Annotated in this window: 11 protein-coding genes and 1 pseudogene; 9 read left to right on the top strand and 3 right to left on the bottom strand. The window is 58.0% G+C overall.

Annotated features, from left to right (window positions below):
• The first annotated feature begins 42 nt into the window (after positions 1–42).
• The 9 genes from bioF to H8S59_RS21460 all read left to right on the top strand — a co-directional run bounded on the left by bioF (position 43) and on the right by H8S59_RS21460 (position 10,665).
• Positions 43–1,233 (top strand): 8-amino-7-oxononanoate synthase, encoded by a 1,191-nt coding sequence (gene bioF, locus H8S59_RS21500; protein WP_187522737.1) that lies wholly within the window; start codon positions 43–45, stop codon positions 1,231–1,233.
• Positions 1,226–1,957: an alpha/beta fold hydrolase gene (locus H8S59_RS21495; RefSeq protein ID WP_187522736.1), complete on the top strand. Its 732-nt coding sequence runs from the start codon at positions 1,226–1,228 to the stop codon at positions 1,955–1,957. The genes bioF and H8S59_RS21495 overlap by 8 nt, the downstream gene beginning before the upstream one ends.
• The gene (bioC, locus tag H8S59_RS21490; RefSeq protein WP_187522735.1) at positions 1,950–2,762 is read left to right on the top strand and encodes a malonyl-ACP O-methyltransferase BioC; all 813 of its coding nucleotides are present in this window, start codon (positions 1,950–1,952) and stop codon (positions 2,760–2,762) included. The genes H8S59_RS21495 and bioC overlap by 8 nt, the downstream gene beginning before the upstream one ends.
• Positions 2,763–2,790: 28 nt before the next feature.
• On the top strand, positions 2,791–3,471 hold the full coding sequence (gene bioD, locus H8S59_RS21485; protein WP_095092512.1) for a dethiobiotin synthase: 681 nt from the start codon (positions 2,791–2,793) through the stop codon (positions 3,469–3,471).
• Between the two features lie 292 nt (positions 3,472–3,763).
• Positions 3,764–4,060 (top strand): pyrroloquinoline quinone biosynthesis protein PqqE, encoded by a 297-nt coding sequence (locus tag H8S59_RS21480; protein ID WP_095092511.1) that lies wholly within the window; start codon positions 3,764–3,766, stop codon positions 4,058–4,060.
• Between the two features lie 345 nt (positions 4,061–4,405).
• Positions 4,406–6,211 carry a phenylacyl-CoA dehydrogenase gene (locus tag H8S59_RS21475; RefSeq protein WP_027902457.1) on the top strand — a complete coding sequence of 602 codons (1,806 nt, stop codon included), beginning with the start codon at positions 4,406–4,408 and terminating at the stop codon, positions 6,209–6,211.
• A 467-nt stretch (positions 6,212–6,678) separates the two neighbouring features.
• Positions 6,679–7,971: a GGDEF domain-containing protein gene (locus H8S59_RS21470; protein WP_095092510.1), complete on the top strand. Its 1,293-nt coding sequence runs from the start codon at positions 6,679–6,681 to the stop codon at positions 7,969–7,971.
• A gap of 390 nt (positions 7,972–8,361) precedes the next feature.
• Positions 8,362–10,140, top strand: coding sequence for an acyl-CoA dehydrogenase C-terminal domain-containing protein (locus H8S59_RS21465; protein WP_187522734.1), 1,779 nt, complete (start codon positions 8,362–8,364; stop codon positions 10,138–10,140).
• A gap of 363 nt (positions 10,141–10,503) precedes the next feature.
• Positions 10,504–10,665 carry a YqaE/Pmp3 family membrane protein gene (locus H8S59_RS21460; protein ID WP_049826708.1) on the top strand — a complete coding sequence of 54 codons (162 nt, stop codon included), beginning with the start codon at positions 10,504–10,506 and terminating at the stop codon, positions 10,663–10,665.
• A 109-nt stretch (positions 10,666–10,774) separates the two neighbouring features.
• Here H8S59_RS21460 and H8S59_RS21455 read toward each other — a convergent pair whose 3' ends face one another.
• The 3 genes and pseudogenes from H8S59_RS21455 to H8S59_RS27450 form a co-directional block, all read right to left on the bottom strand.
• Entirely contained in the window at positions 10,775–12,718 is a 1,944-nt protein-coding gene (locus H8S59_RS21455; protein ID WP_187522733.1) for a methyl-accepting chemotaxis protein, read from the bottom strand.
• A 277-nt stretch (positions 12,719–12,995) separates the two neighbouring features.
• Positions 12,996–13,859 carry a methyl-accepting chemotaxis protein gene (locus H8S59_RS27455; protein ID WP_484573323.1) on the bottom strand — a complete coding sequence of 288 codons (864 nt, stop codon included), beginning with the start codon at positions 13,857–13,859 and terminating at the stop codon, positions 12,996–12,998.
• Positions 13,851–14,879, bottom strand: a pseudogene (locus tag H8S59_RS27450) (methyl-accepting chemotaxis protein); the annotation flags it as partial. The pseudogene H8S59_RS27450 and the gene H8S59_RS27455, both read right to left, overlap by 9 nt.
• Positions 14,880–15,111: the final 232 nt, after the last annotated feature.

Here is a 15,111-nt window from a genome sequence, read left to right as displayed (position 1 = left end):
CGCTCCCACATGGTTCTCCACACGGTATTCCCGAGGCCCCTCATGTCTTTCGATCTGAGCGCACGTCTGGCTTCCCGGCGTGCCGATAATCTCTATCGCCAGCGCCCTTTGCTGCAAAGCCCTCAAGGCCCTGAAGTGGTGGTCGACGGTAAGCCGTTGCTGGCGTTCTGTAACAACGATTACCTGGGGCTGGCGAATCACCCCGAGATTATCGCCGCCTGGCAGGCCGGTGCCGATAAGTGGGGCGTTGGCGGTGGCTCATCGCATCTGGTGATTGGCCATAGCAGCCCGCATCATGAACTTGAAGAGGCGCTGGCCGAGCTCACGGGTCGGCCGCGGGCGCTGCTGTTCTCCAACGGCTACATGGCCAACCTTGGCGCTGTCACGGCGTTAGTCGGGCAGGGCGATACCGTGCTCGAAGATCGCCTCAATCACGCTTCGTTACTGGATGCCGGATTGCTGAGCGGCGCGCGGTTTTCCCGTTATCTGCACAACGACGCGCAGAGTTTGAGTGGACGTCTGGAGAAGGCCGTTGGCGATACGCTGGTCGTCACCGATGGCGTGTTCAGCATGGATGGCGATATCGCTGACCTGCCGACCCTGGCCCAAACCGCGAAAGCCAAAGGTGCCTGGCTGATGGTCGATGACGCTCATGGCTTCGGTCCGTTGGGCGCCAACGGCGGCGGCATCGTCGAGCACTTTGGTTTGGGCATGGACGACGTGCCGGTACTGATCGGCACGTTGGGCAAGGCGTTCGGCACGTCCGGAGCCTTTGTCGCGGGCAGCGATGAGTTGATCGAAACCATGATCCAGTTCGCCCGCCCTTACATCTACACCACCAGTCAGCCACCGGCTCTCGCGTGCGCGACCTTGAAAAGTCTTGAGTTGCTGCGCACTGAGCATTGGCGTCGTGAACATCTGGCGCGGCTGATCGCACAGTTTCGCGCCGGAGCAGAACAAATTGGCCTGACGCTGATGGACAGCTTCACGCCGATTCAGCCGATCCTCATCGGCGATGCCGGGCAGGCCGTGCGTCTTTCGCAGATGCTGCGCGAGCACGGCTTGCTGGTAACCGCCATCCGCCCGCCGACTGTCCCTGCTGGCAGCGCGCGATTGCGCGTGACGTTATCCGCCGCCCACAGCGCCGCTCAAGTGCAGCTATTGTTGAACGCATTGGCGCAGTGTTACCCGCTGCTGGGCACGAGCGAATCGGTGGAGCCAGAACATGCGTGATCGGTTGATTCTGTTACCGGGCTGGGGCTTGGGTATCTCACCTCTGGAGCCTTTGGCTGCTGCGTTGCGTGGCCTCGACGAGCACCTTCGGGTGGAAATCGAGCCGTTGCCGGAACCGGGCAGCAGCGATCCTCGAGAATGGCTCGACGAGTTGGACTCGACCTTGCCCGACAGCGCCTGGCTGGGTGGCTGGTCGCTGGGCGGCATGCTCGCAGCTGAGCTGGCAGCGCGTCGTGGTGACGGGTGCTGTGGTTTGCTGACGCTGGCCAGTAACGCCAGCTTCGTGCCCCGTGGTGCGTGGCCCAATGCGATGCCTGCCGGGGATTTCGATGCGTTCCTGACCGGATGTATTGATCATCCGGACGCGACCTTGAAGCGCTTCAGTTTGCTCTGTGCGCAAGGGGCCGAAGACCCGCGGGCTATTTCGCGCCTGCTCAAAGCGGGCGCGCCACATGGCTCCATCAACGCATTGGTACACGGCCTGCAACTGCTCGAGCAGCTCGATACTCGCAGCGCGCTGCAGACCTTTCGTGGCCCGCAGCTGCATCTGTTCGCCGGGCTGGATGCGTTTGTGCCCGCCGAGGCGGCGAGTGATCTGCTGGCGCTGTTACCTGATGTGGAAGTGGGGCTGATCGAACAGGCGAGCCACGCCTTCCTGCTGGAAAATCCCCACGGTGTGGCGGCGGCGATCCACGCTTTTTTGCATGAGTCCGGTGATGACTGATCTTTCCAATCCACGGCTGCCGGGTGGTTTGCCCGACAAACGTCAGGTGGCGGCCTCTTTTTCTCGTGCGGCGGGCAGTTATGACAGCGTCGCCGAATTGCAGCGTGCAGTGGGCGGCGAGCTGCTGTCGCGCCTGCCTGCCGGGCTAAAGCCTCGGCGCTGGCTGGATCTGGGCAGCGGCACGGGCTATTTCAGTCGCGCGCTGGCCGAGACCTTTGCGGGCAGCGAAGGCGTTGCGCTGGATATCGCCGAAGGCATGTTGCGCCATGCGCAGCCGTTGGGCGGCGCTGAGTATTTTGTGGCGGGGGATGCTGAACGCATGCCGTTGCGCGATGACAGTTGTGAGCTGATTTTCTCGAGTCTGGCTGTCCAGTGGTGTGCCGATTTTGCTGCTGTGCTGGGTGAAGCCCGCCGCGTACTGCAACCGGGTGGAGTGTTCGCCTTCGCCAGTCTGTGCGTTGGTACTCTTTATGAGTTACGTGACAGCTGGCAGGCGGTGGACGGACTGGTTCACGTCAACCGCTTCCGGCAACGCGACGATTACCAACAGTTATGCGCGGCCAGCGGGATGCGAGTACGCTCGCTTGAGGTCAGGCCTCATGTTCTGCACTACCCGGATGTGCGCAGCCTGACCCATGAACTGAAAGCATTGGGCGCACACAATCTCAACCCCGGACGCCCCGGTGGTTTGACTGGGCGGGCGCGGCTACTAGCCTTGATTGAGGCTTATGAAGGTTATCGTCAGGCTGAAGGTTTGCCTGCGACGTATCAGGTTGTCTACGCGGTGTTGGAAAAAGCCGTCTGATTTCACCACGTTAAAAGGGATTGCCGAGATGAGCCGTGCGTACTTCGTCGCGGGTACTGACACCGACGTTGGTAAAACCACCATCGCTGCGGGCTTGTTGCATGCCGCCCGGTTGAGCGGGCTGAGCACTCTCGCAGGCAAGCCGGTGGCGTCCGGCTGCGCGGTAGGCCCTGATGGCCTGCGTAACGCAGACGCCTTGGCACTGATGGCCGAGAGTTCGGTCGCGTTGAGTTATGACGAGGTCAATCCGTTTGCGTTCGAACCCGCCATCGCGCCGCATCTGGCTGCCAGGGAGGCGGGCGTCGCGCTCACGGTGCAGGCGCTATTGGGTCCGATGCGCTTGTTACTGGCCCGCAATGCTGACTTCACCCTGATCGAAGGGGCGGGTGGCTGGCGTGTACCGTTGGCCGATCAGGCCAATCTTTCGGATTTGGCTGTTGGTCTGCAGTTGCCTGTGATTCTCGTGGTTGGTGTGCGTCTGGGGTGTATCAGTCATGCGCTGCTGACCGCGGAAGCCATCGCTGGAGATGGCCTGCAATTGGCGGGTTGGGTCGCCAATATCATTGATCCGAAAACCTCGCGGCTTGAAGAGAACCTGGCCACCTTGGCAGAGCGCTTGCCCGCGCCGTGTCTGGGGCGAGTGCCTAAATTGAAGAAGGCCGGGGCTGATGCGGTGGCGGAGTACCTGCATCTGGAGTTGCTGGATTGAGATCTGCACGGTTCATGTAGGAGCTGCCGAAGGCTGCGATTGCGGTCTATCTGACACACCGCTTCGCGACCGTCGTGACCTCCGATGGCTCCTACAGGGTATCGGTGTGGCTGAGATGTGCGCCACTGCACAAAAATTGACCAATACGATGCTGTTCGTGGCAGTAGACTGGTGGGGCCAAAAAGGCTAAGCCTATGAAGAGGCGTTGTGCCATTATTCTTTTTGTCGGGTGTTTCGCCGGGTTTGCTGCTTAAATAAGCCCGTGTTCGCTTTACGAACAGAGGATCGATTTATGCAAATCTCCATGAACAACACGTTGTATCCAGGCCTCAGTGCCATGGAAGTTGGGCAGTCGCGTGTCGATCAGGCGGCTACTCAAATCGCTAGCAGTAACATCGAAGTGTCCGGCAGAAGCCAGTCTTCGGACTTCCAGCTGGAAAACTTGCGCTCAGTTGATCGCTCCCAGCGTTCTGACCTGTCCGCCAATCTGGTTGAAATGGCCTCTGGCAAATTTCAGGTGGAAGCGGGTGTTGCTGTGCAAAAAGCCAGTGACGAAATGCTTGGCACTCTGATCGATACCTACGCCTGATTCACTCCTCCAATGCCGTGCGATCTGCGCACGGCATGCGCTGAATTCCCTGCTATCACCCGCTTCTATTTCCTCAGCGCATCGCTGCAAACTCATCCCTCTCAACTAGACTCAAACCTTCGACGAACGGCATATATTGCGCGCTACGCCTTTGCCTGTGGGTCTTGTAAAACATCTCAAGACGAAAGGTTGCAGACGCATGCTTGACAAGGTTTGGGCGTAAACGTATGTTTCAAACACCTGTTTGACCGCTAGGCATCCGAGATTGTCCGGTGGTTGGGGAACGTTCCCGCAGCGACCGATCGGTCATACATTTCCAGGTTTCATCAGCAGAGGTTTATCGCTATGCCTGACTACAAGGCCCCCTTGCGTGATATTCGCTTCGTTCGTGACGAACTGCTCGGCTACGAAGCGCACTATCAAAGTCTGCCGGCTTGCCAGGACGCTACTCCAGACATGGTCGACGCCATTCTTGAAGAAGGCGCCAAGTTTTGTGAGCAGGTGCTGGCACCGCTGAATCGTGTTGGTGATCTGGAAGGTTGTACCTGGAGCGAGTCGGGTGTGAAGACGCCGAGCGGCTTCAAAGAGGCTTACAAGCAATTCGTCGAAGGCGGCTGGCCAAGCCTGGCGCACGACGTTGAGCACGGTGGTCAGGGCTTGCCTGAGTCCCTGGGGCTGGCGGTTAGTGAGATGGTCGGCGAAGCCAACTGGTCCTGGGGCATGTACCCAGGCTTGTCGCATGGCGCGATGAACACCATTTCCGAACACGGCACCGAAGAACAGCAGCATTTGTACCTCACCAAGCTGGTGTCAGGCGAATGGACCGGCACCATGTGCCTGACCGAATCCCACTGCGGCACGGACCTGGGCATGCTGCGTACCAAGGCCGAACCTCAGGCCGATGGCTCGTATCGTGTCACCGGCACCAAAATCTTTATTTCGGCTGGCGAACACGACATGGCCGATAACATCGTCCACATCGTGTTGGCGCGCCTGCCGGATGCTCCTGCGGGCACCAAGGGTATTTCGCTGTTTATCGTGCCGAAATTCCTGCCAAACGCTGACGGCAGTGTTGGCGAGCGCAATGCTGTGAACTGTGGTTCTCTAGAACACAAGATGGGTATCCACGGCAACGCGACCTGCGTGATGAACTTCGACGCGGCCACCGGCTTCCTGATCGGCCCGGCGAACAAAGGCCTGAACTGCATGTTCACCTTCATGAACACCGCACGTCTGGGTACCGCGCTGCAAGGTCTGGCCCACGCTGAAATCGGCTTCCAGGGCGGCCTGAAATACGCGCGTGATCGTTTGCAGATGCGCTCACTGACTGGCCCGAAAGCGCCGGACAAGGCCGCTGACCCGATCATCGTTCACCCCGATGTGCGTCGCATGCTGCTGACCATGAAAGCCTTCTCTGAAGGCACGCGAGCCATGGTTTACTTCACCGCCAAGCAGGTGGATATCGCCAAGTACAGTGAAGACGCTGAACACAAGAAGCAGGCCGATGCGCTGTTGGCGTTCATGACCCCGATTGCCAAGGCTTTCATGACCGAAGTGGGCTTCGAGTCCGCTAACCACGGTGTGCAAATCTACGGTGGTCACGGCTTCATTGCCGAGTGGGGCATGGAGCAGAACGTTCGCGACAGCCGCATTTCGATGTTGTACGAAGGCACGACCGGTATTCAGGCGTTGGACCTGCTGGGTCGTAAAGTGCTGATGACTCAAGGCGAAGCGCTCAAGGGCTTCACCAAGATCGTCCACAAGTTCTGCCAGAACAACGAAGGCGCCGAAGCTGTTCAGGAGTTCATCACTCCACTGGCGGCGCTGAACAAGGAGTGGGGCGAACTGACCATGAAAGTGGGCATGGCCGCCATGAAGGATCGTGAAGAAGTCGGTGCTGCCTCGGTGGATTACCTGATGTATTCCGGTTACGCCTGTCTGGCTTACTTCTGGGCTGACATGGCCCGTGTGGCGGCCGAGAAACTTGCGGCTGGTACCAGCGAAGAGGCGTTCTACACCGCCAAGCTGCAGACGGCGCGCTTCTACTTCCAGCGCATCCTGCCACGTACCCGTTCACACGTTGCCGCCATGCTGTCGGGTGCCAACAACCTGATGGACATGAAAGAAGAAGATTTCGGCCTGGCTTACTAAGCCTCGTCGTTTCACTCAAAGCCGCTTCTCCTTCGGGGGAGGCGGCTTTTTTGTGGCGGCGTGTGTCAGGAATGGCTGCTCGCGAACAAGTTCGCTCCTACCGGTGATATCACTGCCGCCCCGCGCTCGTCATCGCCTACTCGAGGCCTACGGTAAGCAAATGCAAGATAAGGTGCGCATCACTGCCGCCCCGCGCTCGTCATCGCCTACTCAAGGTCCGCGGCAAGCAAATCCAAGATGAGGCTGGGATTACAGGTAGGAGCGAGCTTGTTCGCGAGGCCGTGCGCCCGGTATGGATTATCATTGCCGCCCCGCGATCTTCACCTCACGCCAATAAACATTTCCGGATTCCTGCCGTTAAAGAAAGTAGCCTGCTATTTAGTTCTTCTGAATGCATATCCGAGCGGATGAAGGCACAATGCCAGCTACTGAGTTCTTTACCCTGTGATGGGTAGGAGACATCCCTTTTGTTGCGTTCTTCTGCTGCACGCCTGAGTCATTTTCTGCCCTCGCTGGTTTTATTGCTGGCCGGGCTGGCGGCTGCGTACGTCAAGGACCTGAACGTTTTCTTCACGTCCCTGTTCAACGTTCTGCCCACGCTGGTCCTGCTGTTGGGCGGCGCGTATTGCTGTGTCTATCGTCGCCAGCGTGAGCTGTTTTTGATGATTACCGTTTACACCGCTTATTTTCTGCTCGACACGCAAACTGATTATTTCCGCGATAACGGCAAGGTCCGTGAAGATGCCGCCGTGGTATTCCACTTGGTGTGCCTGCTGCTACCGCTGTTGTATGGCGTCTATGCGGCCTGGGAAGAGCGCACTCATCTGGTTCAGGACCTGATCGCCCGTCTTGCGGTGTTGATCGCGGTGGGTGCTGTTGCGCTGGGGCTTGAGCAAAGCTATCCGGCTGCGCTGCTCGCCTCGTTGGCAGAAATCCGTTGGCCCGCGTTGCATGGCTCGTGGATGAGCCTGATTCAGCTGTCCTACGTTTCTTTCCTGATCGCCTTCGGTTTGCTGATCGCACAATACGTGCGCAAGCCTCGTCCCTTGCACGCCGCGCAGTTGATTGGTCTGGTTGGCTTATTCTGGGCATTGCCGAAAACCTTCATTTTGCCGTTCACGCTGAACATCATATGCAGCCAGGTCATGTTGATGATTGCCGCCGGTGTCGCTCACGAGGCTTATCAAATGGCCTTCCGCGACGAACTGACCGGATTGCCGGGGCGTCGCGCGCTCAATGAACGTATGCAGCGCCTGGGGCGAAATTACGTCCTGGCGATGGGGGATGTGGATCACTTCAAGAAATTCAACGACACCCACGGTCATGACGTGGGCGATCAGGTGCTGCGGCTGGTGGCCAGCAAGTTGTCGAGAATTACCAGCGGCGGCGGCAAGGCGTATCGCTACGGTGGTGAGGAGTTCGCCATCGTGTTTGCTGCCAAGTCCATCGAGGAATGTATTCCGCATTTGGAAGCCATTCGTGAATTGATCGCCAACTATGAGATCCAGTTGCGCAATCCGGATAATCGCCCTAAAGACGATCAACAAGGTCGCCAGCGACGTGGCGCGGGGCCTGCCACCAGCGTGTCGGTGACCGTCAGTATCGGCGTTGCCGAGCGCCTGCCGGAGCACCGCACCCCCGAAGAAGTCCTCAAGGCGGCCGACCAGGCGCTGTACGCTGCCAAAGGCGCAGGCCGCAACTGTGTCATGTCTCATGGACAGAGCACCAAGCGCGGTGCTGTGCGGACTGCAGCTGCTTAATTTTCTCCGCACGCGCTCATCAAACAAAATGCAAATTGATGGATTGAAATGCATTTTCTGTAGGAGCTGCCGAAGGCTGCGAAGCATTTCTCCTGATACACCGCGATCGCAGCCTTCGGCAGCTCCTACAGATCCCATGCTTGCTGCGAGACAGCGCAGTGTCAGGGGCAGCAGGGCGGCTCCTTCAGAAAATGGCATGAGCCTAAACAGCCTTGGGTCTCTGACGGCTGCTGTGTGTTTATGTGACTTATATTTGCAATTTGGTCACATATCGACCCTATGTGTCTCTGATGGCGTTGGAGTACACTCGTCCCATTGACACTGACTTCGCGCACTCATCGCGCGATTCCTCCATTCAGACGTACTGTTCCTGTCCCTGTGAGGTTTGCCATGGCTGACTACAAAGCGCCGTTGCGCGATATGCGTTTCGTACTTAATGAGGTCTTCGAGGTCTCGAAGCTTTGGGCGCAGTTGCCGGCACTGGCCGAGACGGTTGATGCAGAGACAGTCGAAGCGATTCTTGAAGAAGCGGGCAAGGTCACCAGCAAGAGCATTGCGCCGCTGAGCCGTAATGGTGACGAACAGGGCTGCAGCTGGAACGACACCGCCGTGACCACCCCCGACGGTTTTTCGCAGGCCTATCAGACGTACGCAGAAGGCGGTTGGGTGGGGGTTGGCGGTAATCCTGATTTCGGCGGCATGGGCATGCCCAAAGCGGTTTCGGCTCAGGTCGAAGAGATGCTCAATTCGGCAAGCCTGGCCTTCGGTCTGTACCCGATGCTGACTTCAGGGGCCTGTGTATCGATCAACACCCACGCCACGGAAGAACTCAAAGCCACCTACCTCCCAAACATGTACTCCGGCGTATGGTCAGGTTCGATGTGCCTGACTGAAGCCCATGCAGGGACTGATCTGGGGATCATCCGTACCAAGGCCGAGCCGCAGGCTGATGACTCTTACAAAATTTCCGGTACCAAGATTTTCATCACCGGTGGCGAACACGACCTGACTGAAAACATCATTCATCTGGTCCTGGCCAAGCTGCCGGATGCGCCTGCCGGGCCAAAAGGTATCTCGCTGTTTCTGGTGCCGAAATTCATGGTCAATATCGATGGCAGCCTGGGCGCGCGCAACACGGTGAGCTGCGGTTCCATTGAGCACAAAATGGGCATCCAGGCGTCCGCAACCTGCGTCATCAACTTCGACGAAGCGGTTGGTTATCTGATCGGCGAGCCGAACAAGGGCTTGGCCGCGATGTTTACCATGATGAATTACGAGCGTCTCGGGGTCGGGATTCAGGGCCTGGCTTCTGGCGAACGCTCTTACCAGAACGCCATTGATTATGCCCGCGACCGCCTGCAGAGCCGTTCGCCAACCGGAGCGCAGCAGCCTGAGAAAATGGCTGACCCGATCATCGTGCACCCGGATGTGCGGCGGATGCTGTTGACCATGAAAGCGCTGAATGAAGGCGGTCGTGCGTTCTCTACTTACGTAGCCATGCAGCTGGACATCGCCAAGTTCAGCGAAGATGACGCTGCCCGGCAGCGCGCGGACGAACTGGTCGCGTTATTGACCCCTGTCGCCAAGGCATTCCTGACCGACATGGGCCTGGAAACCACTATTCACGGCCAGCAGGTGTTTGGCGGCCACGGCTACATTCGCGAGTGGGGCCAGGAGCAACTGGTGCGTGACGTGCGCATCACTCAGATCTACGAAGGTACCAACGGCATTCAGGCGCTGGATCTGGTGGGACGCAAGATTGTTGGCAGCGGTGGTGCGTACTACACGCTGTTCTCTGATGAGGTGCGTGGTTTCATCACGGGTTCTGATGCATCTTTGAGCGAATTCACCAAGCCGTTGAGCGCTGCGCTGGATACGCTGGACGAGTTGACTCACTGGATTCTCGACCGCTCCCGCAACAATCCGCAGGAAATTGGTGCCGCGTCTGTCGAGTACCTGCATGTGTTTGGTTACACCATCTACGCCTATCTGTGGGCGAAGATGGCTAAAGCGGCATTGGGCAAAGAATCTCAGGAAGATTTCTACGCCAGCAAGCTTGGCACGGCACGTTTTTACTTCGCTCGTTTGTTGCCACGCATCCACTCGTTGAGCGCTTCGGTCAAGGCGGGAAGCGAGTCGCTGTTTCTGCTGGACGCGGCGCAATTTTGACGGCAGGTGCTTTGTAAGCATTTGCTTACACTACGTGGTGCTTTTTTGCCTCTATGCGAATGTTGGATCCAAAGTTAATCTTTGTTCCAAGGACGTAGCGCAGGAAGCGCAACAAATAACACGGACACGTAAGGATGCCTGCCAGGATGGTGGGGAGAAAGGGAAGTCAGGGAAACAGTCTGCAAAACCCCGCTTAGGCGGGGTTTTCTTATTGGGCCCGATTAAGTTGTAGACGGTTTGTCGCTTTATCCCGGGATTTTCCTTGGTAATGGCTTGTTGCCAGACCAAATGGAACCTCTTTCGTTGCCCATGGGTCCATTCGCTGTATGGCTTACGAGAGCCATTTAACCTGGAGCTACCCCCATGGACATTATTCGCATCATCTTCGCAATCCTGCTGCCGCCCGTGGGCGTGTTCATGCAAGTCGGTTTCGCCGGCGCATTCTGGTTGAACATCCTACTGACCATCCTTGGTTACTTCCCAGGCATCATTCACGCTGTGTACATCATCGCCAGCCGCAAATGATTCGCTGAACATGTTGGAGCGAGGCTTGCCCGCGAAGAACGATAACGCGGTGTTTCAGGCACACCGAGGCGATAGATTCGCGGGCAAGCCTCGCTCCAACAGTAACGCGCTAGCCCACCCGAAACTTCGCCACCAACCCCTGCAAATGTGCGCCCAACCGCGCCAGCTCTCCGCTGGACGCCGCTGTCTGATCGCTGGCCGCTGCGGTCTGTTCTGACACATCCCTCACGCTGATAATGTTGCGATTGATCTGCTCGGCCACGGCGCTTTGTTCTTCGCTGGCGGTGGCTATCTGCTGGTTCATGTCCTGAATGGTCGATACGGTGCGGGTGATCTGCTCCAGCGCGCTGCCTGCGCGGCGGCTCAGTTGCACGCTGTTGTCGGTCAGGCTGCGGCTGTTGTCCAGTGTCGTGGCGACTTGTTGAGTGCCGCTTTGCAGTGCTGCGATCAACTCCTCGATTTCCTCGGTGGACTGCTGCGTACGTTGCGCCAGGCCTCGAACTTCGTCGGCTACGACTGCAAAACCACGTCCGGCTTCTCCGGCTCGTGCCGCTTCAATGGCTGCGTTCAGCGCCAACAGGTTGGTTTGCTGCGATACCGACTTGATCACATCCAGTACACCACCGATTTTGTCGCTTTCCAGCTTCAACAGGTTCATGGCCTGGGTGGATTTCTTGACCTCATCCGCCAGTTGCTCAATCTGCCCGATCGCCTCTCCCACGACCTTATCGCCTTCCCGCGCTTGTTGATCCGCCTGGGCTGCCGCTTGAGAAGCCTCTTGTGCGCTGCGTGCCACCTCATGCACGGTCGCGGTCATTTCGTTCATGGCCGCAGCCACCTGATCGGTTTCGTCTTTCTGGCTGTTGACCCCGGTACTGGTCTGCTCGGTCACAGCGGATAGCTGCTGCGCCGCATCGGTAATCTGCGCCACGCCCTGGCTGATCCCGCCAATCAATTGCCGCAAGCTGAGGGTCATGGCCTGCATGCTGTTTTGCAGTTGTCCCATTTCATCCTTGCGCTGAACCTGTAAATCCTGGCTCAAGTCACCCTTGGCGATGCGTTCTGCGGCCGCCAGTGTCTCCCGCAACGGGGCGATGATCTGTTGCGTCATGACCCAGGCGGCGAGCAGACCAAGCAGCATGGCCAGTACCGCAACGCTGCTCAGCGTGGTGCGCGAGGCGCCTGCCTCGGTGTCGCGTTGCTGGCTCTGCAAGGCGAGCAATTCGGCGACGCTGCTCAGCATCTTGTCGCCCAGGTCTTCGAGCGTCTCCTGAGCGGCCTCGACTTTGACCTGAATGTCCTTGAAGTGACCGAGCTGAGCACGATAACGCTCCAGCGCCTCTTTCGCCGGTTGCAGCCCTTTGAGATTGCTGTCGGCCTGATCCTGGCCAATCTGCTGCACTTCTTTCAGAGACTCGTCGATAGCCGCAATGGCGGCTGTTTCATAGGCCTCCAGCGCTGTGAAGGTGTAGGCCTGAACCTGAAATCGAGCGTTCTGGATCTGCTGCTTGAGCTGCGAGATGTTGGTGAATTCATCCAGCCGCTCGCCATTATCCTGTTCCTGGCTGACGGCTTTGAGCACTTCACTCTCTACCAGCGCGACGGCCTGGACTGCTTGCTCCGATTGCTGTTCCAGTTGAGTCCGGGACAGGTCTCGCCGTTGATTCTCATCGCTGAGCGCCGTGAACGTCTTCTCCATGTCGGCGACGATTCTGCTTTGCCCGGTCAGCAACCCGACGCTTGTGCTGTCGTCTATTTCTTTACGCAATGTCGCCAGGTGGCTCTCCAGTCCATTGAGCTGATTGACGATCTTGTTCGCGTTTTCCGGACTGTTTTTCTGGCGATAGATGATGCGGTCGGTACGCAAATCCTTGGTCATGTTGCTCAGTTGCCCGATAAACGTCAGGGATTCCGAGCGCTCGATCATGGTATCCAGGCCATGCCAGCCGGTCAGGGTGATAGCCATAGTGAGCATCAGCACCAGTCCGAAACCCAGGGACAGCTTGAGTTTTACGCTGGTATTGCCAAGTGTGTGGTTGATCCATCGAAACATCGGAAAGCTCCTGCAAATGTGCAAAACAGGTAGGGCCTGGGCAAACCAGGGCCTACGTTGTCAGCGCATCGGCAGGGCAAAGAAGAGCACGACCTGAGTAGATCGTAGGGGGATTCTGAGAGGGGCGTGTGAATGGGGTCACGCGCCATGTCCTGACACAGCGCGGTCTCTTTGTGGGAGCGGTGCTTGCCCGCGATAAGATCAACTCGATTCTGCAGGTCAATCACCTAAAACTTATCGCGGGCAAGCACCGCTCCCACATAAAAGCCTATAGGCGTTAAATCTTAAACTTGCTCACCATCACTTGCAGATGATTACCCAGTCGCGCTAGTTCTACGCTGGACGCTGCGGTTTCTTCACTGGCAGCGGAGGTTTGTTCGGAGACATCGCGCACATTGAGGATGCTGCGGTTGATCTCTTCGGCGGTAGCGCTTTGCTCTTCGGCTGCAGCGGCGATCTGTTGGTTCATCGCCTGAATCGCCGATACGGTCTTGGTGATGTTTTCCAGTGAGCTACCGGCGCGACGAGTCAGCTCTACGCTGCTGACGGTCAGTTCGCGGCTGTTATCCATGATGGTCGCTACTTGCTGCGTACCACTCTGCAGGCCTGCAATCAGTTGCTCGATCTCTTCGGTCGACTTCTGAGTACGCTGAGCAAGGCTGCGCACTTCGTCGGCGACGACCGCAAAGCCACGACCGGCTTCCCCGGCGCGGGCAGCTTCGATAGCGGCGTTGAGGGCGAGCAGGTTGGTCTGTTGTGCGACTGACTTGATCACGTCCAGCACACTGCCAATCTTGTCGCTTTCGCGCTTGAGTTCGCTCATGGCTTCGGTGGAGTTACCCACTTCAGAGGCCAGACGCTCGATCTGAGTGATCGCTTCGTTGACCACGCGATCACCTTCACGGGCTTGCTGATCCGCTGCTACGGCGGCTTCAGACGCTTCTTCGGCGTTACGTGCGACTTCCTGCACCGTGGCCGTCATCTCGTGCATCGCAGTCGCCACCTGGTCAGTCTCGACCTTCTGGCTATTCACACCGGCGCTGGTTTGCTCCGTGACCGCAGACAGCTCTTCGGCCGCGCTGGCGATCTGGGTCACGCCGTCGCGAATTCCGCCGATCAGTTGGCGCAGGTTCACGGTCATGCGTTGAATGCTGGTCTGTAGCTGACCCATCTCGTCGCGACGATCGACAATCAGGTCGTGGCTCAGGTCGCCATCGGCAACACGCTCCACAATGGTCAGGGTTTGCAGTAACGGTCCAACGATCTGGCGAGTGATGACCCAGGCGGCAATGATGCCGAACACCAGTGCCAGCACGGTAGCAATGGTCAGCATGGATTTGGCTTGCTGACTGTCGGAATCACGTTTGCTGTATTGATCATCCGCCAGTTTCTGGGAGGTGCCCAATAGCACGACTGCATGTTTGGCCATTTTTTCCAGCGCTTGCTTGCTGGCCAGTTGCGCGTCGCGGTACTGGCCGACTGCTGCGCGGTAGCCTTTGAGCGCGGTGCTGGCTGCCTGCAATTGCGGGAGGTAACTGGATGGAATACTGCCCGCCAACGTGTTGATGCCGGTCAGGGCTTCGTCGATGGCGGAGTTGGCATTCTGTTCGAATTCGGCACGGCCGCTGTAGGTGTAGCCGCGGACCTGGAAGCGTGCTTGCTGGATCAGCTTGCTGACATCAACCACGGCATCAAATTGCACGACGCTGTCACCTTGCAACAACGAGGCTTCGATCTTGTTGACCTCTTCCACAGCCTTGTCGGCGGTAGCGCCCAGATTGGTGCGGCTGGCTTCACGGGTCTGGATGGCCTGGGTCAGCTCTATAAATGCGCTACGGTATCCGCTAGCCGCTTGTTCCTGGTCTTCAAGCCACTGATGGCTTTCCGGGGTTGAGACCGTGCTACGTGCGATTTTGGTCAGTGCGTCGAGCTTGTCGAGGGACGCGATAAGCGCCTTGGCAGCCTCGTCGTTGTACTGCATTTCGTACGTCAGGCGCTTGGAACGCAGATCCAGGGTTTGCTCGCTGATTTGCGAAATTGCGACCAGCTTCTCGCCGCGATCAATCAGCGATGCAACGCTTAACCAGCCGGTGGCGGTGATCAGTATGGTCAGCAGTAAAACGATACTGAAACCGAGCCCGAGTTTAAGACGGACGCTCATGTTACCGAGACTTTTGCCGAGCAAACCCATGCGGAACTCCTTTGAATAGGTTTGATGTAGGTAATTTCTTACAACATGCATCGGCAGGGGGGAGTGGAACTGAAGGGGCGGTGGTGTTTTGGATCGGCTCAATCTCCTACAGGAATTAGGTCAACTCAGAAAAGTGCATTTTGTTTGATAGGAGGTTGCCCACTGTCCCGGACGCCACGCTGTCGCGCAGCAAACACGGACC

Source organism: Pseudomonas folii (genome assembly GCF_014357575.1).
Classification (GTDB): Bacteria; Pseudomonadota; Gammaproteobacteria; order Pseudomonadales; family Pseudomonadaceae; genus Aquipseudomonas; species Aquipseudomonas folii.
This window is presented reverse-complemented; position numbering and strand designations above follow the sequence as displayed.